The organism is Halomonas bluephagenesis, assembly GCF_054790765.1.
The window spans coordinates 1,540,501-1,560,430 of record NZ_CP133631.1; the positions used below are offsets into that span (position 1 = coordinate 1,540,501).

Annotated in this window: 16 protein-coding genes, 1 pseudogene and 1 riboswitch; of the genes and pseudogenes, 12 read left to right on the top strand and 5 right to left on the bottom strand. The window is 53.3% G+C overall.

Features of this window, described 5'->3' with window-relative positions:
• The first annotated feature begins 235 nt into the window (after window positions 1-235).
• Genes REH51_RS06790 through preA form a run of 4 tightly spaced genes read left to right on the top strand, consistent with a single transcriptional unit; the run spans window position 236 to window position 5,327 of the window.
• Window positions 236-1,102 (top strand): nitrilase-related carbon-nitrogen hydrolase, encoded by an 867-nt coding sequence (locus REH51_RS06790; RefSeq protein WP_498937301.1) that lies wholly within the window; start codon window positions 236-238, stop codon window positions 1,100-1,102.
• A gap of 31 nt (window positions 1,103-1,133) precedes the next feature.
• Window positions 1,134-2,573: a dihydropyrimidinase gene (gene hydA / locus REH51_RS06795; RefSeq protein ID WP_498937303.1), complete on the top strand. Its 1,440-nt coding sequence runs from the start codon at window positions 1,134-1,136 to the stop codon at window positions 2,571-2,573.
• Between the two features lie 37 nt (window positions 2,574-2,610).
• The gene (locus REH51_RS06800; RefSeq protein WP_009722884.1) at window positions 2,611-3,996 is read left to right on the top strand and encodes an NAD(P)-dependent oxidoreductase; all 1,386 of its coding nucleotides are present in this window, start codon (window positions 2,611-2,613) and stop codon (window positions 3,994-3,996) included.
• On the top strand, window positions 3,993-5,327 hold the full coding sequence (preA, locus tag REH51_RS06805) for an NAD-dependent dihydropyrimidine dehydrogenase subunit PreA (RefSeq protein WP_009722885.1): 1,335 nt from the start codon (window positions 3,993-3,995) through the stop codon (window positions 5,325-5,327). Before REH51_RS06800 ends, preA begins: the two co-directional genes overlap by 4 nt.
• Before the next feature lie 95 nt (window positions 5,328-5,422).
• Here the strand turns inward: preA and REH51_RS06810 are convergent, their stop codons facing one another.
• Both REH51_RS06810 and REH51_RS06815 read right to left on the bottom strand, forming a co-directional pair.
• Window positions 5,423-8,467 carry an efflux RND transporter permease subunit gene (locus REH51_RS06810; RefSeq protein ID WP_498937305.1) on the bottom strand — a complete coding sequence of 1,015 codons (3,045 nt, stop codon included), beginning with the start codon at window positions 8,465-8,467 and terminating at the stop codon, window positions 5,423-5,425.
• 1 nt (window position 8,468) lies between these two features.
• Window positions 8,469-9,566: an efflux RND transporter periplasmic adaptor subunit gene (locus REH51_RS06815; protein WP_009722887.1), complete on the bottom strand. Its 1,098-nt coding sequence runs from the start codon at window positions 9,564-9,566 to the stop codon at window positions 8,469-8,471.
• 149 nt (window positions 9,567-9,715) lie between these two features.
• Here REH51_RS06815 and REH51_RS06820 point away from each other — a divergent pair, with 149 nt between their 5' ends.
• The 3 genes from REH51_RS06820 (at window position 9,716) to REH51_RS06830 (ending at window position 12,483) form a co-directional block, all read left to right on the top strand.
• On the top strand, window positions 9,716-10,339 hold the full coding sequence (locus REH51_RS06820) for a TetR family transcriptional regulator (protein ID WP_009722888.1): 624 nt from the start codon (window positions 9,716-9,718) through the stop codon (window positions 10,337-10,339).
• A gap of 83 nt (window positions 10,340-10,422) precedes the next feature.
• Window positions 10,423-11,679: a cytosine deaminase gene (gene codA, locus REH51_RS06825; protein ID WP_498937307.1), complete on the top strand. Its 1,257-nt coding sequence runs from the start codon at window positions 10,423-10,425 to the stop codon at window positions 11,677-11,679.
• 32 nt (window positions 11,680-11,711) lie between these two features.
• Window positions 11,712-11,880: riboswitch (FMN riboswitch) on the top strand.
• 105 nt (window positions 11,881-11,985) lie between these two features.
• The gene (locus tag REH51_RS06830; RefSeq protein WP_009722890.1) at window positions 11,986-12,483 is read left to right on the top strand and encodes a 6,7-dimethyl-8-ribityllumazine synthase; all 498 of its coding nucleotides are present in this window, start codon (window positions 11,986-11,988) and stop codon (window positions 12,481-12,483) included.
• Window positions 12,484-12,717: 234 nt separating this feature from the next.
• Here the strand turns inward: REH51_RS06830 and REH51_RS06835 are convergent, their stop codons facing one another.
• Window positions 12,718-13,167, bottom strand: a complete 450-nt coding sequence (locus REH51_RS06835) for a GNAT family N-acetyltransferase (protein WP_009722891.1) — start codon at window positions 13,165-13,167, stop codon at window positions 12,718-12,720.
• A 92-nt stretch (window positions 13,168-13,259) separates the two neighbouring features.
• On the opposite strand from REH51_RS06835, the gene pdxR reads away from it, so the two are divergent.
• From pdxR to pcsA, 3 genes and pseudogenes are all read left to right on the top strand, one after another.
• Complete coding sequence (pdxR, locus tag REH51_RS06840) at window positions 13,260-14,732, top strand: MocR-like pyridoxine biosynthesis transcription factor PdxR (RefSeq protein WP_498937309.1); 1,473 nt, start codon at window positions 13,260-13,262, stop codon at window positions 14,730-14,732.
• A 24-nt stretch (window positions 14,733-14,756) separates the two neighbouring features.
• Window positions 14,757-15,355 (top strand): annotated as a pseudogene (locus REH51_RS06845) (DNA-3-methyladenine glycosylase I).
• A gap of 207 nt (window positions 15,356-15,562) precedes the next feature.
• Window positions 15,563-16,243, top strand: coding sequence for a phosphatidylcholine synthase (pcsA, locus tag REH51_RS06850; RefSeq protein WP_409559425.1), 681 nt, complete (start codon window positions 15,563-15,565; stop codon window positions 16,241-16,243).
• Between the two features lie 21 nt (window positions 16,244-16,264).
• On the opposite strand, the gene REH51_RS06855 is transcribed toward pcsA, so the two are convergent.
• Complete coding sequence (locus tag REH51_RS06855; RefSeq protein ID WP_498937310.1) at window positions 16,265-17,710, bottom strand: aminotransferase-like domain-containing protein; 1,446 nt, start codon at window positions 17,708-17,710, stop codon at window positions 16,265-16,267.
• 203 nt (window positions 17,711-17,913) lie between these two features.
• Between REH51_RS06855 and REH51_RS06860 the strand changes: the two genes are divergently transcribed.
• Window positions 17,914-18,114 carry a DUF1127 domain-containing protein gene (locus tag REH51_RS06860; protein WP_009722897.1) on the top strand — a complete coding sequence of 67 codons (201 nt, stop codon included), beginning with the start codon at window positions 17,914-17,916 and terminating at the stop codon, window positions 18,112-18,114.
• Window positions 18,101-18,973: a PhzF family phenazine biosynthesis protein gene (locus tag REH51_RS06865; RefSeq protein WP_009722898.1), complete on the top strand. Its 873-nt coding sequence runs from the start codon at window positions 18,101-18,103 to the stop codon at window positions 18,971-18,973. The genes REH51_RS06860 and REH51_RS06865 overlap by 14 nt, the downstream gene beginning before the upstream one ends.
• Here the strand turns inward: REH51_RS06865 and REH51_RS06870 are convergent.
• The gene (locus tag REH51_RS06870) at window positions 18,961-19,929 is read right to left on the bottom strand and encodes a hypothetical protein (protein WP_498937311.1); all 969 of its coding nucleotides are present in this window, start codon (window positions 19,927-19,929) and stop codon (window positions 18,961-18,963) included. The two genes, REH51_RS06865 and REH51_RS06870, sit on opposite strands and share 13 nt — an antisense overlap.
• Window position 19,930: the final 1 nt, after the last annotated feature.

A 19,930-nucleotide genomic window follows, 5' to 3' on the forward strand; every position in this document is an offset into this window, starting at 1 on the left:
GACTATGTTCAAAAAGCTGTCAAACATGACAACTTTACAAACAACAATAAGACGCTCGCTTAACCTCGCTTGCATCACTCTATTATCAATGCAAGTTTCACAAGCAAGGCTAAGCGAAAAAGGCACGGTAAGACGCCGCTGCACGCCACGTGACCACAAACTTGTTACTTGACCAGTAACGTACCGACATGCGTCCGCATGCGGTTGGCACGTATGACTTGAGAGGGCATGTTCCATGCAGAAAATGAAAATCGGCTTAATTCAAATGGGCCTCAAAACCAGTACCGACTTAGACCCTGCGGCGATCCGCGACGCGATGAATGAAGCACCCCTGCCAATGATTCAGCAGGCCGCCGAACAGGGTGTGCAAGTACTGTGTTTTCAAGAAGTATTTAACCAGCCGTACTTCTGTCCAAGCCAAGATGGAAAATGGTATGCCGCCGCAGAGCGTGTTCCAGAAGGCCCGACGTGTCAGATGATGCAAAAACTGGCTGCCGAACACCACATGGTAATCATCGTGCCCGTCTACGAAGAAACAGAGACCGGCGTTTACTACAACACCGCCGCCGTGTTTGATGCCGATGGCAGCTACCTCGGCAAATATCATAAAACTCATATTCCTCAAGTTGCTGGTTTTTGGGAGAAGTTCTTCTTCAAACCAGGAAAATCAAACTGGCCGGTCTTCGACACTGCCTACGGCAAAATTGGTGTGTATATCTGCTATGCCCGCCATTTCCCTGAAGGTTGGCGTGCGCTGGCGCTCAATGGTGCTGAGGTGATCTTCACCCCCTCCGCTACCGTGGCAGGACTCTCCCAATACTTATGGGAGCTTGAGCAACCTGCTTCCGCCGCGGCTAACGGTTGCTTCATTGCCGCTATCAACCGCGTGGGCACTGAAGCGCCCTGGAATATCGGTGACTTCTACGGCTCCAGCTACATCGTTAACCCACGCGGCAAAATCGAAGCCCAGGCCAGCGAAACTGAAGACGAGCTACTGGTGCATGAAATTGATTTAGATATGGTGCGCGAGGTACGCAATAACTGGCAGTTCTTCCGTGATCGTCGCCCAGATGCCTACCCCCGCCTCACTGATGGTGAGTAGCCCTGTTGATGAATCACACGAGGATTTCATAATGAGTTTATTGATCAAAGGCGGCACCGTCGTTACCCATGCCGACACTTACCGCGCTGACGTACTGTGCATCGACGGAAAAATACACGCCATCGGCACCAACTTGGACCTCCCCGACAACTGCGAAATCGTTGATGCCAGCAACCAGTTAGTAATGCCCGGCGGTATTGATCCTCATACCCATATGCAAATGCCGTTTATGGGCGCGGTGGCTAGCGAAGATTTTTACACCGGCACCGCCGCCGCTATGGCGGGTGGTACCACGACGATTATCGACTTTGTCATTCCAAGCCCAGGCCAATCACTTTTAGAAGCCTTTGAGACGTGGCAAGGGGGGGCGAAAAAAGCCGCCACTGATTTCGCTTTCCACGTGGCAATCACCTGGTGGGATGAAAGCGTCAAAGAGGAAATGGGTACCCTGGTGCGCGAACATGGGGTGAATAGCTTCAAGCACTTTATGGCCTACAAGGGCGCGATTATGGCCACTGATGACATATTGGTGGAAAGCTTTTCACGCTGCCTTGAACTGGGCGCAGTGCCTACGGTACACGCCGAAAACGGCGAACTGGTTTACCACATGCAGCAGAAATTACTGGCCCAGGGCATTACCGGGCCGGAAGCTCACCCACTTTCCCGCCCGCCACAGGTAGAAGGTGAAGCCGCCAGCCGAGCGATTCGAATTGCCAGCACGCTAGGGGCGCCGGTCTATCTGGTACATGTATCCACCAAAGACGCCGTCGATGAAATTGCCTATGCCCGCCAGCAAGGCCACCCAGTATTCGGCGAGTGCCTGGCAGGACACTTACTCATTGATGACAGCGTTTACCAACATCCCGACTGGGCAACCGCCGCCGCCCACGTAATGAGCCCACCGTTCCGCCCCAAAGGGCATCAAGAAGCGCTGTGGCATGGCCTGCAATCTGGCAATTTGCAAACCACTGCCACTGACCACTGCTGCTTCTGTGAAGATCAAAAAGCCGCAGGCAAAGATGACTTTACCAAGATTCCTAACGGCACTGCCGGGGTAGAAGATCGCCTTGCAGTGCTATGGGATGAAGGCGTTAACAGCGGCAAACTCTCGCCTCAGGAGTTTGTCGCCGTGACCTCCACCAATACCGCCAAAATTTTCAATCTTTATCCTCGTAAAGGTGCCATCCAAGTGGGCGCCGATGCCGATATTGTGGTTTGGGATCCCAATGGCACACGTACGATCTCCGCCAAAACTCACCATCAAAATGTCGACTTCAACATCTTTGAGGGCAAAACGGTGCGCGGCATTGCCCGTCACACGATTAGCCAAGGTAAATGGGTATGGCGAGACGGTGAACTGCACGCCGAGCGTGGTGCTGGGCGCTACTTAAAACGCCCCGCTTACCCAGGTGTTTTCGAGCTACTGGCTAAGCGTGCTGAATTAAATGCCCCGGTAGCCGTAAAGCGCTGAACAACTCCTCAAGAAAAGAAAAAAGCCAATAGGAGAGATGACCGTGAACCACTCACTTGACCACCTGCCCAGCGCACAAGAGGTCGGCACCTACGACCCACCCTCGCTGGCAAACAATTTTAGCGACCTTCATCCGCCGTTAACCCACCGCCAAGCAATGATCGAAAGCCAGCGCTGCTTGTACTGTTTCGACGCCCCCTGCGTTGAGGCGTGCCCATCGGATATTGATATTCCAAGCTTTATTCGCCAAATCAGCGAAAACAACATTAATGGCGCAGCAGAAACCATTCTGGAAGCCAACATTCTTGGCGGCAGTTGCGCCCGAGTGTGCCCAACTGAAATCCTCTGCGAGCGTAGCTGTGTACGCAACCATGATGCAGAGTGCCAGCCCGTATTAATTGGCCTGTTGCAGCGCCACGCTACTGACCATATGCAGTTCGAAAGCCACCCGTTTAAGCGGGCGGCTAACAGCGGCCGACATATCGCCGTGGTAGGCGCGGGCCCCGCTGGCCTTTCTTGTGCTCACCGCTTGGCAATGCTGGGCCATCAGGTGACCATTTTCGAGGCCGAACAAAAACCAGGCGGACTGAATGAGTACGGTATCGCCCGCTATAAGATGACCGATGATTTCGCACGTAAAGAAGTGGAGTTTTTACTCGAAATCGGCGGCATTGATATCCAGCACGGCCAGCGTCTGGGCGATAACTTAGAACTTGCCACGCTGCATCAGCAGTTTGATAGCGTTTTCCTTGGCTTAGGTCTTGGTGCCAGCCGTGCCTTAGGGCTCACTGGGGATAATGCTCCCGGCTTAATGCCAGCCGTTGACTACATTAAAACCCTGCGCCAAACCAAAGACCTTGGCAGCTTACCTGTCGCCAAGCGCTGCATTGTGATCGGTGCAGGTAATACCGCCATTGATATGGCGACTCAAATGGCTCGCCTAGGCGCGACAGAGGTAACGCTAGTCTACCGCCGTGGCACAGAGGCGATGTCCGCTACCGATCATGAGCAAGAAATTGCCAAAGCTAACGGCGTGCGCATGGTGACGTGGGCCCAGCCAGACGAAATTTTATTGGATGACCAAGGGCGCGTGGCCGGTATGCGTTTTGCCAAGACCCACGACCAAGCTGGCCAGTTAACCCCCACAGGAGAAACATTCGACCTTGCTGCCGATGCCATCTTCAAGGCGATTGGCCAAGGCTTTGATAGCGCTAGCCTGACGGATGAAACCGCCAGAGAGCTTGCCCGGGACGGCGAACGTATCCAAGTTGATGCGTTCTTCCGCACCTCAATGCCCAATGTTTACGCGGGTGGCGACTGCGTGAAACCTGGACAAGATCTCACCGTTCAAGCCGTTCAACACGGCAAACTGGCTGCCCATGCCATTCACCAAGCGCTTGCCGCTAAGCAGGAGGCCGCATGAATACACTTCCTTTCACACCACCGGGCAAGAAAAACAGCGGTGACAGCGTGGTGAACGGCGTTGACCTGTCGGTGAACTTTGCTGGCATCAAAGCTCCAAATCCTTTCTGGCTAGCCTCCGCACCACCCACCGATAAAGCCTATAACGTGGTGCGGGCCTATGAAGCGGGTTGGGGCGGCGTCGTCTGGAAAACCCTTGGCGAAGAGCCACCTGCGGTGAATGTCTCTTCACGTTACTCCGCTCACTATGGTAAAAACCGCGAGGTGATTGGATTCAACAATATCGAACTCATTACCGACCGCTCGCTGGAGATCAACCTTCAAGAAATCACCCAGGTGAAAAAAGATTGGCCCGACCGTGCACTGATTGTCTCCATTATGGTGCCCTGTAACGAAGAAGCCTGGGCACATATTTTGCCACTGGTGGAAGCAACTGGCGCAGATGGCATTGAGCTAAACCTGGGCTGTCCCCATGGCATGCCGGAACGCGGCATGGGGGCGGCAGTCGGCCAAAACCCCGACCTCATCGAAAAAGTCGCTTACTGGTGTAAGAAGCACTATTCCAAACCGGTGATTGTAAAACTCACACCCAATATCACCGACATTCGGGTAGGTGCCCAAGCGGCACTACGGGGTGGCGCCGATGCGGTATCGCTGATTAACACCATCAACTCCATCACTAGCATCGACCTGGACAATATGGTCGCAAAACCCACGGTAGGCCATCAAAGCACCCACGGCGGCTACTGCGGCAGCGCCGTAAAACCTATCGCACTGAATATGGTGGCGGAAATCGCCCGCGACCCAGCCACGGCCGAACTACCACTGTCTGGCATCGGGGGAATTTCCAACTGGCGGGACGCTGCAGAGTTCGTTGCTCTGGGCGCAGGTAGCGTGCAGGTATGTACCGCTGCAATGCTCAACGGCTTTCGCATTGTGGAAGAGATGAAGGATGGTCTTTCACGCTGGATGGCAGAAAAAGGCTACGACTCCATTGAATCGTTCTCTCGCAAAGCCGTGCCACAAACCACTGACTGGAAGCACCTGGACATCAACTTCAAAACCATTGCGAAGATTGATCAGGACCTGTGCATTGAGTGCGGCCGCTGTTATATCGCTTGCGAGGACACCTCCCACCAATCGATTGCCAAGCTCACCGAGCAAGACGGCGCACGCCGTTACGAGGTAATTGAAGACGAGTGCGTTGGCTGCAACTTATGCCAAATTACCTGTCCAGTGGAAAACTGCATCACCATGGTGCCCCAAGAAACGGGGAAACCGTTCCTAGCCTGGGACAACGACCCACGCAACCCCTTCCGCGTCGCTTCTTGAAACATTCACCACGCTTCAATGTTAGTAATGGCACCGCCCTCTTTAGTGAGGGCGGTCGTACATTATGTCTTCGTTGGAGGACGACAAATGCTCTCTTAGTCCTTATGAATCTTGATCTGGTAAAGCACGCAATAGATCACCGGCAGTACGATTAGGGTGAGCAGCGTGGCGACACCGAGCCCACCAATCAGCGCGCCCGCCATGCTGGCGAAGAATGCATCACTAATCAGCGGGATAAGCCCCAGCATGGTGGTCAGCGCAGCCATGGAAACGGGCCGAACACGGCTAATGGCAGCGCGCACAACGGCGTGATAGCGATCTTTGTGTAGTGGCAGTTGAACATTGATTTCTTCCACCAGAACAATGGCATTTTTAATCACCATCCCAATCAAACTCAGCGTGCCCAGCAGCGCCATAAACGAGAAGGGCATCCCCGTTAACAGTAGCGCAGCGACTACCCCGACAATGGTCAGCGGCACCAAAAACCAGATCGCCAACGGCTGACGGAAGTTATTAAACAACACCACCGTGATAATGAACATCATCACCAACCCAAGTGGCAGCGACGCAAATAAGCCGCTCTGGGCTTCACCGGCGGTCTCAAATTCACCGCCCCACTCAAGCCGATAACCGGGCGGCAATTCCAGCGCCTCTACCTGGGGCCGAACCTGGGCCAATACGCTAGCCGCCGTCACACCACTGAGCGGGTCTGGTTCACCATACACCGCCAGCATGCGCTCTCGGTCGCGGCGCATGATTAGTGGATCTGCTACCTGGGTCGTCACATCGCGCATCACTTGATCCGCGGTGATGTAACGCCCCTGTTCGGCGCTCCATACGTTTAGCGACCCTATGTTGTCGATATCGTTGCGCTGCTCAGGTATCGCTCTGGCAACGATCGGGATCAGGTCGCTGCCGTCACGGTAGATGCCCACCTGGCTACCACTGGTACTCAGCGCCAGTGTGGCCGCCAGATTTTCACGTGTGACGCCCAGGCGTCGTGCCGTGTCTTCGGCAAAAATAGGCACTACGGCCTGAACACGGTTACGCCAGTTGGTACGTACACTGACCATATTGGACGTATCACTAAACAGCGCCGCGACCTGATCACCTAGTTGGCGTAATACGGCGGGATCGCTGCCGTATAGCCTTGCTTCGATCTTAGCTTTCGGAGCAGGGCCGACTTCCAGCGGGGCAATTTTATAGTCGATATCGCTGTGATCTCGCTGTAGTACCGCTTCGACATCCGCCATGTGCGCTTGCTGCGCGGCTTTGTCATCAGTTTCAATAATTAGCTGTGCATAGCTGGCGTAGCGGTCTTCCGGCGCATAGGTCAGGGTAAAGCGCTGGGCACCGCCGCCTACAACGGTGGTGAGGTGGCGGACGCCTTCCATGTCCATGACCACCTCTTCCAACTCAGCCACCCGCCGCTGGGTTTCCAGAATATCGGTGCCTTCTGGCGTGCGGTAATCGACAAAGAAGATGGGCGTATTGGAGGCCGGAAAAAAGGCATTTTTGACCGAGCCAAAGCCAACAACTGCGCCTGCCAGAATGGCTATCACCAGACCAAGTGTTAGCCAACGCAGCCGGATACCCGCCACAATCACGCGGCTAAATACGCGGTACACCACGCCGTTATACGGATCTTCGTCTCCGCTGCTGGGGGCTACATTGCGAAACAGCAGTTTGAAATAGAAAGGCGTGAGCGTCAGCGCTGTCAGCCAACTTAGCAGCAATGAATACAGCAACACATAGAACAGCGAGCCGATAAATTCACCGGTGGTATCCGGCGACAACCCAATTGGAGCAAAGGCGGCAACCGCAATCAACGTTGCTGCCAGCAGCGGCCAGGCATTTTGTTTAACCACCTGATGCGCCGACTCACGAATACTTTGGCCACGCTTTAGGCCAACCAGCATGCCTTCAGTGACCACAATGGCGTTATCGACCAACATGCCCAACGCTATTATCAGTGCCCCCAGCGAGATCTTTTCCAACTGCAAGCCGTGGATGCGCATCAGCATAAAGGTGCCAATAATGGTAATCAGCAGAATAAAGCCCATCAGCAGGCCGCTGCGCCAGCCCATAAACAGCATTAGCACCACTATCACAATGGCAACCGCCTGAATCAGGCTGATTAGGAAACCAGATACAGCATCGTCCACCACACTCGGCTGGTCATAGACCACGTTGAGTTCCATCCCCAACGGTGTGCGTGCTTCTAGTTCGTCTAGCCGCTGCTCAAGGCGCTCTCCTACTTCGACCACGTTAACGCCGCTTTCAAATGAGATGCCCAGGGAAATAGCTGGCCGCCCCATATCGCGGTAAAGCTGCTGTGGTTGCTCGGTTAAGCCACGGGAACCCTCCGCGATATCACTCAGCCTCACCAACTCGCCGTTACCTTCACTAACGATTAACGCGCGTAAGTCATCAATGTTGGCAGAACTACCCGAAGGCGTTACTCGGAAACGCTGGCCTCCCTGTTTCAAGTGCCCCGAGTCCACCACCGCATTTTGAGTGTCAAGCAGTTGCTGGAGTGAACTTAACGGGATGTTCAGCGCGCGCAGCCGCTCACGGTCGACCTCAATGAAAATGCGCTCTTGTCTTACGCCCGCCAGCGACACCTTTTCAACACCATCGACCAAAGCAAGCTCACGCTTAAGAAACTCGGCATGGCCTTTTAAGTCCGGCATGGCGTAGCCGTCACCAGTCAGGTTAATCATCAGACCGAACACATCGCCAAAATCATCGTTACCCCGTGACTGACTAGCGCCTGGCGGCAAAGCGGCCTGAGCATCGCCCACTTTACGGCGTAGTGAATCCCATAGCTGCTGAAGCTCATCGTTTTGCACCGTGCTTTGCAGCTCGACGGTGATTTGAGAAAACCCATCAGAACTTACTGAGCTGATGCGTTTAATCGAAGGCATTTCTTGAATGGCTTCTTCTAGCGTCGAAGTGACTTCCTGCTCTACCTCTTCTGGCGTAGCACCAGGATACTGGGTGGTGACCAGTGCATTACGAATGGTGAATTCAGGAAACTCCAGCTGCCCCATGCTGGTGAAAGCGAGCGATCCACCAATAAGCAGTACCACGGTCATTAAATAGCTCGCGGCCCGGTGGCGTAAGAAGTAATCAACCATCTTATAGCCCCTGTTCCTTTTCCCACGGAGTTACACGCATATCGGCGCTGACACGATGGGCTCCCGCTGCCACCACACGATCATTCGCGGCTAGTTCGCCACTCACTTCCAACCCCTTAGAGGTTAAACGCCCCACCTCGACCGGTACCGCCTCTAGACGGTCAGGTGCCTGAAAACGCCACACTACCGCCTGCTCTGAGTTCTCACCGAGGTAGCCAATCGCATCGGGCGGCAAACGCCAGACAAGACGTTCGGACGCTGGTAACAGTTGGCCTAGATCAAGCCGCACGGTGGCACTCATACCATCGAGCAGCGTGATATCGTCGGGCTGCGGCAACCGAAGTGTTACCTCATAGGCAAGGCTTTGGGCGCTGGCCTGAGTGGTATAAGAAGCTAGTTGGGCAAGGTAAGGTTTTTCGCTATTGCCAAACCGGACTTCAAAGGCCATCGCCGTTTCAAATGGTGTCACCTCATCATTGCGCGGTATCTGCTGAACGATTTGCTGCGGTAAATGAAAGACCACATCAAGCTGCCCTGGCTGCTGAATCACCGCCACGGTCTCCTGCACCTGAACAATCTGACGGTTGTCTACCGGCACCTGGGCAATCACGCCATCGTAAGGGGCGCGCAGCTGAGTATTTCCCAGCTGCTCTTCGGCCTGTTCAAAGGTCGCCCGAGCGGCACGCAACTCGGCCTCCGACTCATCAAACCGCGCCTGGCTGATCGCACCGCGCTCCAAGGTGTAGCGCATGCGCTCGTGAGTTGCCCGCGCCAGCTCTAACCGCGAACGGGCACTATCCAATTCACTGCGCACATTACGATCATCAATACGAGCGATTAATGTGCCTTCCGTTACCCGCTGGCCTGGGCTCACATTAAGTTCTAAAAGCTCACCCGCCATGCGAAACGACAGGTTGCTGCGCGTGGTGGCTTCAACTCGCGCCGGGAACTGGCGCTTCAGTGCGGAGCCAGACGCTTCAAGTGCGATTAACTTCACCGGCCGGGGAGGATGTTCATTCTGGCTTTCAGCATAGGCATCACCTGCTACCAGCAGCATGGCCAGCAGTGCTGGAAGCAATCGAATCACAGTGTTACGCACAGCAGACTCCTCGGCGGTGTTATTAATACGCAGTTATCAGAATTTCACTGACATTCATGAATGTCAGTGAACGTGTATACTAATAGCCTACTGGCGACTTTGCCATTCAGTAATGCCAATATATGGGCACTTTTTTGTTAGGAGCTGCTATGTCACGCCGCAAAGCTGAGGCTGAACGCACCCGCGAGGCCATTCTTGATGCTGCAGAAACTCAGTTTCTCACTCAGGGCGTGTCGCGCACCACCTTGGCTCATATTGCCGCAGCGGCTGGCGTGACCCGCGGTGCGATTTACTGGCATTTTGAGGATAAAGCCGCGGTATTCGATGCCCTACTAGAACGTGTTCGCGTGCCGCTTGATGAAATTGTCGATGATGCAGTGCTCCGTTTAGGCCACTCGCCCACCCAGTGTTTGCAAGGGATCGCCCACAGCGCGCTCAGCGCTATCTGCTATAACTTACCCCTGCAACGCGCCGCGACCATCGTGCTACATCGCTGCGAAAAGTTAGAAGATGACCACCCGCGTATCAGCATGATTACTCAGCTGTCAGAGCATTCAAAAGCGCGAGTAGAACAGCTATTCGAGCAGGTTAAGTTAAGCGGCCAATTACGCCAGGGCCTTAGCCCTGCGAGTGCTCGTCTTCAGTTTCATAGCTTTTTAATCGGCATTTGCTTTGACTGGCTACAAGACCCGCAGCAATTTTCATTAGCAGACGAGTACGAGAGCATGATCGAAACGTTAATGCGGGGATTATTAGTGGAGAGCGCACTCTAAACGCTTTGAGAAGATAAGCTTGGCATGCAGGTTGCTTCCATCACTAGAAAATTTCCATTCACTTGATGAGAGAGAGCTTACCTATGCACATGCAGATCATTAACGCCCGCCTACGCCAGCGCCCTGAGCTTTACCGGCTTGAGGTTGAGAACGGCATGTTCACAGCGATCACCGCTCAAGACGCACCGCAAACGGTGGGAGAAGGGCACATTGATGCGGGCGGCAAGCTGCTTTGCGCGCCGTTCATTGAGCCGCATATACACTTGGATGCCGCGTTAACGGCAGGCGAGCCAAGTTGGAACCAAAGCGGCACGCTGTTTGAAGGCATCGAGCGCTGGGGTGAGCGTAAGCCCATGCTCACCGAAGCGGATATTCGCGAGCGCGCGCTTAAAACCCTGAATCTGTTGATAGGCAACGGCGTCCAGTTTGTGCGCACACACGCTGATACCAGCGACCCAAGCCTGATTGGCATTAAAACCCTATGTGCCTTGCGCGATGAACTGAAAGATAAAATCGATATACAAGTGGTCGCTTTTCCGCAGGATGGTCTTCTCTCCTACCCCGGCGGCGACCGCCTGATGGAAGAGGCACTGGAGATCGGTGCGGACGTTGTCGGCGGCATTCCCCACTTTGAATACACCCGAGAGCTAGGTGTCGCTTCCATGAAGCGAGTGATAGAGCTAGCGATCAAGTATGACCGCTTGGTGGATGTGCACTGTGATGAAATCGATGACCCTAACTCGCGCTTTCTTGAAGTGCTGGCCTGCGAAGCGTTGTTTAACGACTTAGGTACCCGCGTGACCGCTAGCCACACTACGGCAATGCACTCCTACGATAACGCTTACTGCTCCAAGTTGTTTCTGCTGCTCAAGCGATCGGGCATCAACTTTGTCTCCTGCCCCACTGAAAGCATTCACCTGCAGGGGCGCTTTGATACTTACCCAAAACGGCGCGGCGTTACCCGAGTGAAGGAGTTAAACGCAGCGGGCATTAATGTCTGCTTTGCCGAGGACTCCATCTTCGACCCCTGGTATTCCTTAGGTAATGGCAAGCTACTACGAACGCTCGATTTTGGCCTGCATATCTGCCAGATGATGGGCTATCAGGATTTCAGCCAGGCGCTGTCGCTTATCACTGACAACAGCGCTCGCACACTCAATATTGAAGCGCGTTACGGCATAGAGGTCGGCAAACCCGCTAGTTTCAACCTGCTAGAAGGTGAAGATGACTACAGCGTGCTGCGCACCCAGGGCGAGGTGCTACTTTCTGTTCGCCACGGCGAGATCATCATGCAGCGCGCCCCCGCTAAGATCACCACGCCCCCGTGGCTTGGTATTTAGAAAAAGCGTAATATAGCCGGGCTGATAGTCAGCAAAGTTCTCAGGGCGGGGTGAAAGTCCCCACCGGCGGTGATGATGACTGAATAAATTTTTGTCATCTAAGCCCGCGAGCGCTCAAGGTGATTTTTTTATTTCTTGAGGTCAGCAGATTCGGTGAAAAGCCGAAGCCGACGGTGATAGTCCGGATGAAAGAGAACGGCACCTTAGACACGCAACTTAAAAAGTGGCTTCAGCCACCTTTTGCGGTTGCCTGACGACCGGTTCCGCATGCCCTGATTCTGGTACAACTTATCCAAGAGAATGACCATGAATCAGACATTCCCGCTAACGCTTTCAACCCACACCACGGCTCAGCGCATTGCCTTTATTCAAGGCCACTGGCATCAGGATATCGTTGAGAAAGCTTATGAAGCGTTTATCACTGAAGTAGAACGTTGCGGTCTTAACGCCGAGCAAGTGGACATCTTCACGGTGTCGGGTGCTTACGAAATCCCCCTCCAGGCAAAGGTACTCGCCGAAAGTGGCCGCTATGGCGCCATTGTCGGGGCAGGCTTTGTGGTAGACGGCGGCATTTATCGCCACGACTTTGTTGCCCATGCGGTCATTGATGGCTTAATGCGCGTGCAGTTAGATACGCAAGTACCGATTATCTCGGTCGTCTTAACACCACACCATTTCCATGAGCACAGCACTCACCACGACTTCTACACCCAGCACTTTGTTACTAAAGGGAAAGAGGCCGCCCAAGCGTGTCTGAATACAATGGAAAACCTGCACCGAGCGCGCAAACTAAGCAACGCTTAAGCCTATGTTGCAGCTGCAATTAAACCTATATTGCAATTAGGTCTCTGTCGTTTGAGTCCGGCTAAACGCCGGGCTCGGCACGCTTCGTCGATATATGAGTGCTAATAAGTGCTTATGCATAAGTTTGCGAGGATTCAAGCCCCATTAAATCAGTGGTTGCCTATGATCAGTGCCCGCTTAATTTTGTGCAGGCACTTACTTCAGAAGATGACTGCTCATTAGTCATCATTTCCGTTATTTGATATCCAGCAAATACCCATAAAACGCTGTGTTGCGCTGCCAGCCTAATGATTCATATAGCTGTTGGGCACGCTCGTTCTCTACCTGAGTCATGAGTATCAAGCGCGCGACACCATGCTCACGAGCCAGCTGGGTGACGGCTTCCATCAACGCCCTCCCCGTCCCCTTATCACGACACTCCGGCAACACAAAAAGATCATTTAGCGTCCAACGGGCATTCAAGCCCACCGTGGAAACTCCAGGATAAAGTTGCACGAAACCAGTGAGGTTACCGTCACTATTTTCACTAACTAATATACGAGAGTCCGCCTGCCCAAAGCGCTGACGCAAGAAATCACGCGCCGCACCGATATCACTTGGCTGATTATAGAACTGCCGATAGCCGTCGAGTAATCCACTAAGTGCCTCTAAGTCAGCCAGTACCGCTGAACGAATATTAATCATTGCAACTACTCCATTAAGATGGTGAACAAACTCAGCTTGCCGCTATAGTGGTCTATAACAAAGAGCCACTTATCGCTAAATTGAGGGAACCAGTGAAACGACGTAACGCTGCTAGCGATTGGATTACGGAGGCACTAGCGATAAGGCTAACAGCGAATGAAGCAGCCACGCTGGTTCAACAGCTCTACCGCTCGCTTAAAGAATGGATTCAACATGGCGAACTGACGGCCGGTGATGCGCTTCCCTCTTCCCGCTATTTATCCCGCGCTTTAGGTATTAGTCGCAATACGGTGCTGGCCGCTATGGATCGGCTGCTGGCGGAAGGATTACTGATCGCTCGCCAGGGAGCGGGGCTCTATGTAGCAAAACTACCCACACGATTAAACAGAACCGAACGTCCCCCTCCTGTGCCTGCTCGCTATTCAAACCGAGGCAACATACTATTAATGCTAAGTGGAGCGTTAAGCCACGGCCATCGAGCGTTTGCACCTGGCGTCCCGGCACTCGACCTGTTTCCCCGCGAACTATGGCAACGCCTTTTGCGTCGCCACTATTATCACGCAGAGACATCATGGATGGATTATCAAGCCAGCGGCGGGCTGCCTGAGCTTAAAGCTGCTCTCTGTGACTATCTAAGGCTCTCTCGAGCGGTGCGCTGCCAGCCAGAACAGATTGTGATTACCCAAGGAGCACAGCAGGCATTTGAGCTAACTACCCAGCTACTCACCGATAACGGTGATTCGGTTTGGATGGAAGAACCTGGTTACCGCGGTGCGCAGGCATGCTTCCTCGCCTCAGGCTTAACGACAACGCTCATACCCGTAGATAAAGAAGGACTAACCCCTTCACTAGCGCCTGCGGGCACCCCCGCACCCCGGCTAATCTATGTGACACCTTCTCACCAATATCCCAGTGGCGTTACCATGCCAATACCGCGCCGACTAGCATTGCTAGAGTATGCTTCTCGTACTGGCAGTTGGATCATAGAAGATGATTACGACAGTGAATTTCGGTACGACACGCCGCCTACTCCCTCTCTACAAGGACTCGCCGAACAGGCGTCGGTGATTTATGTGGGCACCTTTAGTAAAGTGCTTTACCCCGGCTTGCGCTTAGGCTATCTGGTATTACCCAATACGCTTGCCGAAGACTTTAAGCGCGCCCAGGCGCGACTGCACCGCGAAGGTAACTACCCCATACAATCAGCGCTTGCTGAACTTATTGCCAACGGCCACTTTACTCGTCACATCGCTCGTATGCGGGCTGCTTATCGCCAACGCCAAGCCTGCCTGCGTACTGCGTTAGCGCCCGCGGTGGCCAAAGGGCTCCGGCTTTCTGATGGCCATGCAGGCATGCACTTACTGGCTGAGCTCGATAATTTTGAAAAAGAAGAGATACTCGTAAGACGTGCTAATGAAGCAGGTATTACGCTTTCTCCGCTTTCCCGCTATTACCTTGGTGAGAATAAGCGCCCTGGTTTAGTTCTCGGCTATGCAGGTTCAACGGAGAGCGAACTTATAAAAGCAGGTACTTGGCTTAGCCGCACATGGTTAAGCTTATGCTAAGGAATACACGCTAAGGAGCGCTCAATGACCGACTTTATCGCCCCCGATGGACATCCCCGCTGCCAGTGGTGCGGCGGTGCGCCAGAGTTTCTGCCCTATCATGACAACGAGTGGGGATTTCCAGTGGCGGACGACCAGCGGCTATTTGAAAGCTCTGCCTGGAAAGTTTTCAGTCAGGCTTGAGCTGGCGCACCATTCTCAACAAGCGCGAGAACTTTCGCGCTGCCTTCCATTATTTCGACTTCCATCACGTTGCCCGCTTTGGCGAAGAGGATGTTCAGCGCTTGCTCCAGGACGCAGGCATTATTCGCCATCGCGGAAAAATCGAAGCGGTGATTAATAATGCTCAGCGGGCACTGGAAATGGTCGCGCAGGAAGGTTCGCTAGCTGCGTTCTTCTGGCGCTATGAACCTACCGAATTAGCACTACCACAATCCCAAACCACCTCACCTGAATCCATCGCACTTGCTAAAGAGTTGAAAAAGCGCGGCTGGAAATTCGTTGGCCCTACCACCGCGTTTGCGTTTATGCAGGCCATGGGGCTACTCAATGATCACTCGCTAACATGCATCTCTCGTGAGCAGGTGGAACAAGCGCGGCAGCAATTTCAGAGGCCCGTGTAACAACAAAGGCGCAAGGCACTATACTTCTTGGATCACTAGCAAACGAGCGCGCCAGATGACTCGCCTGCGTATTCGCTGGGTGTCTTCTTGTAGTAGGGTATGATTTTTACACACTTATCAATACACCGAACAGCACGGGGACAACACGTTCCCAATGGGGTCAACGTGGTTCAATCGCTCTCTTCGCACACAGAATCCCGCGCTTCGATATACAAGGCATGGAGCGTGCACGTCTTTACGGCCAGTGGCGTACTGCTCGGCACGATGGCGCTGCTCTCACTGATCGACAACAACCCAGTTGCCTGCCTCCTTTGGCTAGGTGCTGCGATGATGGTCGATGGTTTCGATGGCACCCTGGCGCGCAAGTATGAAGTAAAAACTATCCTGCCCCACTTTGATGGCTCGACGCTTGATATGGTCATCGATTATCTAACCTGGGCGTTTATTCCCGCTCTGTTTATCTACTTCTTTATTGAGTTGCCGCCCAATTTCGAACTTCTGTCAGTATTTATTATTCTGCTGTCATCGATGTTCTGTTTCTGCAATGTCGATATGAAAAGCCAGGATAATTATTTCGTTGGCTTCCCTGCCGCTTGGAACATCGCTGCCGCCTATTTCTATATCCTCAACCTCCCGCCTTTTGTCACCTTTGCCGCTATCGTTTTTCTAGCTTTTCTCACCGTGTCTAAGATGAAATTCCTTCACCCGTTTCGTGTACGTCAGTTCATGCCACTCAACATCGCCGTCACGCTGGTATGGTGTGCATGTGCAACGTCACTGATACTTTCCAGTCCCGAGCACGCAGCCTGGGCACTATGGGGGTGGAGCATTGCATCCGTTTACTTCGTCGGCATGTGCGTTTGGCGCACCGCTCAGGAAGCGTTTTAACTCGGCTTTAGCAAACAATGCTCACTTTAGCGCTACTTCATCAGACCGCTGGGCTTCTTCCATCATCTCGGTGGCAAGCTCTCCCACGGTACGCACGGCATCTTCAATGGCCGGTGTTAGCGTAAATGCGTAGTTAAGTCGCAAACACTGACGAAACTTGCCCGAGGCTGAAAATAGCGAGCCAGGAGCCACATGGATGGCGCACTTGGCTAAGCGTTCATTAAGACGTACGCAGTCCACGGCGGCAGGTAATTCCACCCATAGCAAAAAACTGCCTTGTGGATAACTGATGCCCGCACCTTCTGGAAAATAGCGCTGCACCCAGTTGATCATGATGTCCCGTTGGCGCTGATACTGGCGAGTAACATAGCGCAGGTGACGCTCGTAGTGGCCTTTGGCAACAACCTCCGCCACCGCCAACTGCGGCAATGTGGCCGAGGCACCGGTAGAGACATACTTCATATGCAGCGCCTTGTCTCGGTAACACCCCGGCGCCAGCCAGCCCACCCGCAGCCCAGGCCCCACCGTTTTGGAAAAACCGCTGCACAACAACACCCGCCCATCGTCATCGAAGGATTTGATCGTGCGCGGCCTCGGCAGAGTAAAGGCCAAGTCACCGTAGATATCGTCTTCAATAATGGCCACGTCGAAGCGTTGGGCGAGTTGAAACAGCGCCTTTTTGCGCGCCTCGCTCATGGTGTAGCCCAGCGGATTGTTATACGTCGGAGTGACCTGTATAGCACGGATCGACCACTGCTCCAGCGCCATTTCCAACGCTTCCAAACTAATGCCCGTTTGCGGATCAGTGGGAATTTCCAACGCTTTTAGGCCGTTGGCTTTTAGGATCTGCATGGTGCCGTAAAAGCTGGGCGAGTCTACGGCCACCACGTCGCCAGGTTGAGTGAGGGTGCGCAGCGCTATCGATAACGCTTCCTGACAGCCGGTGGTGATCATGATGTCGTCCGGGTGCAGCAAACAACCGGACGCAATGGCCAACCGCGCTACCTGCTGACGTAACTCGGGGCTACCGTTTAGCTTGTCATAGTTAAAACCATTCAGATCATTCTTTCGATGCACCCCCGCCAGTATTTTCGACAGCGGCTTAAGCGTTTCGTAGGCTAAGTTCGGCACACCACGCCCGAGCAGAAGCCGACTATCGTCACGCTGTGTAGCGACCAGCTCTAATACCTGATCCCATTGGGATACATCTAGTGGGCATTGCGCAGGACGAGAGACAGAAGGCAGCACCGAAGGCACCCGGCTTGGAAGTACGAAGTAGCCCGATTTCGGCCGTGATTCGATCAGCGCTACATCCATTAGTTGCCGGTAGGCTTCCTGAGCGGTCGAAATACTAACATCAAGCTCCTGACATACCGCTCGAATAGAAGGCAGGCGATCACCCACACGGTAAATACCGTGCTCAATTCGCTCCCGTAAAATGCAAGCAACCTCCTCATAGCGAGTCATACTACTGCCTCCTGTTTTTTTAAACACAGTCTCCAATACAGTTTTAAATATTATCTTTCAAGCAATACAGATCCCTGCATTAACAAGCATACAGAGGTATAACATACACCATCTGTATCTTAAAAATAGAAAATCCTATATCTGTATTGCTTAGGCACGGCTGCGTAATCTGGTTGAGCACATCGCCATCAAGGAGAACCGCTATGCCACACTTCAGTCTCGCCCAAATTCGCTGTCAGTTACGTCAACTCCAACAGCGCCGTCGCAGCCGCCGCCAGTTACTAACCCTCGATGACCGACTGCTGGAAGATGTTGGAATCACTCGCACCCAGGCGCAAAAAGAAGGATGTAAACCATTTTGGCAGCACTCATCATTCAAAAGGGGGCCATATGAAAGCCGCTGAGTACTATTTGCTAGATGTGTTTACCGATAAACCTTTTTCAGGCAACCAGCTGGCGGTATTTTTAAATGCCGATGGGCTGCAAACCAGTACCATGCAGGTAATTGCCAATGAACTTAACTTGGCTGAAACGGTATTTTTAGGCGCGGCGACGAAGACGAATCACTACCCTATGCGGATTTTCACACCGACGGCTGAGCTGCCGTTTGCCGGCCACCCCACGGTAGGTACCGCGCATCTACTAGCGGAGTTAAACCTCGTCAACCGCGAGCAAGGCATTGTGCTACAGCCACCTGTCGGCGAGTTAACAGTTAATTATGAAAAAGGGGGAGCAACGTTTAAGACCGCCCAGCCCGTCATGGTCTCAGGCAGCACTATTGATCGACTCACTGCCGTTGAGCTTCTGGGGCTGGACATCCACCAAGTCATTGGCGATCCCATCATTGCCTCTTTCGGTCTGCCCTTTCATCTTATTGAGCTAGCCGACCTAGCGGCTCTAGAGCACATACAAATCGCCGGTGCAGTATGGGCAGATGCCGTTACACGCAGCGGCACTGAGCAGATATACCTTTATGTGATGGAACAACGAGCCAGCGAAGAGACGATTGTACGGAGCCGTATGTTCTCCATGCACGCCAGTATTTGCGAAGACCCCGCCACTGGCAGCGCTGCAGCAGCCTTAACCGGTTATTTAGCGTCACTCAAGCCAGAGCCCCTACACTGCAAAATTCACCAAGGTGTTGAAATGGGGCGACCCAGCGTTATCTACACCGCCGCCAATGGTGAAATTAAGTCTGGCTATGTCAACGTGGGCGGTAAGGCAGTCATCGTGGGTAAGGGTGAATTTAATCACCTGGGTTGATGATGAGATGATTTATTCTTCACCGTGGCTTTGGGCCAACGGGCAATCATCGCGGTGACAATAATGGCAAAGAAGAGCCGTGCCCATAAGATGCCCGTTATATCCGCCCCGAGCATTAAGGTCAGCAGTGTATCTTCTATAACGCTATGACAGAGGCCGAGAAAACAAAGTGCTAACGTGCTGTCGCGCTTGCTTAGCACTCCATTTTGCACGTCACGAATCAGCAGCCCTGCGCCATAGCTTAGCCCCAACGTAAACCCAATCACCGTCACATTCGCTGCCGAGCGTCCAATGCCTAATAGCCTGAGTAACGGTAGCAAGCCAAGGTGAATCCAGCGCTCTAGACCAAGCCTTTTTAAAATTTTCAGAAGCACAATCAACGCTAAGATAATCACAAAAATAAGCGCTAACGTTTCAAGCTGTGCCACCGCCCAACCGCTTAGCGTTGGTGCTGATAAAAAACTTGGCTGCCATACCAATTCAAAAGGTGCTTGTAACAAACCAAAATACGAATAGAAGCAGTGTAAAAGCCAAGCAAGCAGTAAAGCCCCACCCACACGCAGAACCAGCGTGCCCCACCAAGGTACGCCAGCACGCTTGGCAACCGCTCCCTCAACGGGAAGCGAATGCCCTACCAGCATCAATGCTCCTAGTACCGTTACCTGCTCAACACTCAAAGGCGTTTCACCGACGACTTGGAAAAACACCGCAATAGCGGTGTACAAATTGGTGAAAAGCGCCGCTGCCCACACAACACCCATTTGTTCGGGTAAACCGAGTATGTTCATTAAAGGGGCTAACACCGCCCCCAACCATTCGATCATACCGAGCAGCTCTAACCCTTTGACGATGAGCAAAGCAGGTATCAGGATTTTGAGTAACGTCACATACACGCGCAGCGCGTCTTGCAATACGCAACTTACCCCAGCTAACCATTGGTAGGTTTTCGTCGGCATT

Coding starts and splice junctions, on each gene's coding strand:
- REH51_RS06790 (WP_498937301.1), top strand. CDS start 236: ATGCAGAAAATGAAAATCGGCTTAATTCAAATGGGCCTCAAAACCAGT.
- hydA (WP_498937303.1), top strand. CDS start 1,134: ATGAGTTTATTGATCAAAGGCGGCACCGTCGTTACCCATGCCGACACT.
- REH51_RS06800 (WP_009722884.1), top strand. CDS start 2,611: ATGACCGTGAACCACTCACTTGACCACCTGCCCAGCGCACAAGAGGTC.
- preA (WP_009722885.1), top strand. CDS start 3,993: ATGAATACACTTCCTTTCACACCACCGGGCAAGAAAAACAGCGGTGAC.
- REH51_RS06810 (WP_498937305.1), bottom strand. CDS start 8,467: ATGGTTGATTACTTCTTACGCCACCGGGCCGCGAGCTATTTAATGACC.
- REH51_RS06820 (WP_009722888.1), top strand. CDS start 9,716: ATGTCACGCCGCAAAGCTGAGGCTGAACGCACCCGCGAGGCCATTCTT.
- codA (WP_498937307.1), top strand. CDS start 10,423: ATGCACATGCAGATCATTAACGCCCGCCTACGCCAGCGCCCTGAGCTT.
- REH51_RS06830 (WP_009722890.1), top strand. CDS start 11,986: ATGAATCAGACATTCCCGCTAACGCTTTCAACCCACACCACGGCTCAG.
- REH51_RS06835 (WP_009722891.1), bottom strand. CDS start 13,167: ATGATTAATATTCGTTCAGCGGTACTGGCTGACTTAGAGGCACTTAGT.
- REH51_RS06855 (WP_498937310.1), bottom strand. CDS start 17,710: ATGACTCGCTATGAGGAGGTTGCTTGCATTTTACGGGAGCGAATTGAG.
- REH51_RS06860 (WP_009722897.1), top strand. CDS start 17,914: ATGCCACACTTCAGTCTCGCCCAAATTCGCTGTCAGTTACGTCAACTC.
- REH51_RS06865 (WP_009722898.1), top strand. CDS start 18,101: ATGAAAGCCGCTGAGTACTATTTGCTAGATGTGTTTACCGATAAACCT.
- REH51_RS06870 (WP_498937311.1), bottom strand. CDS start 19,929: ATGCCGACGAAAACCTACCAATGGTTAGCTGGGGTAAGTTGCGTATTG.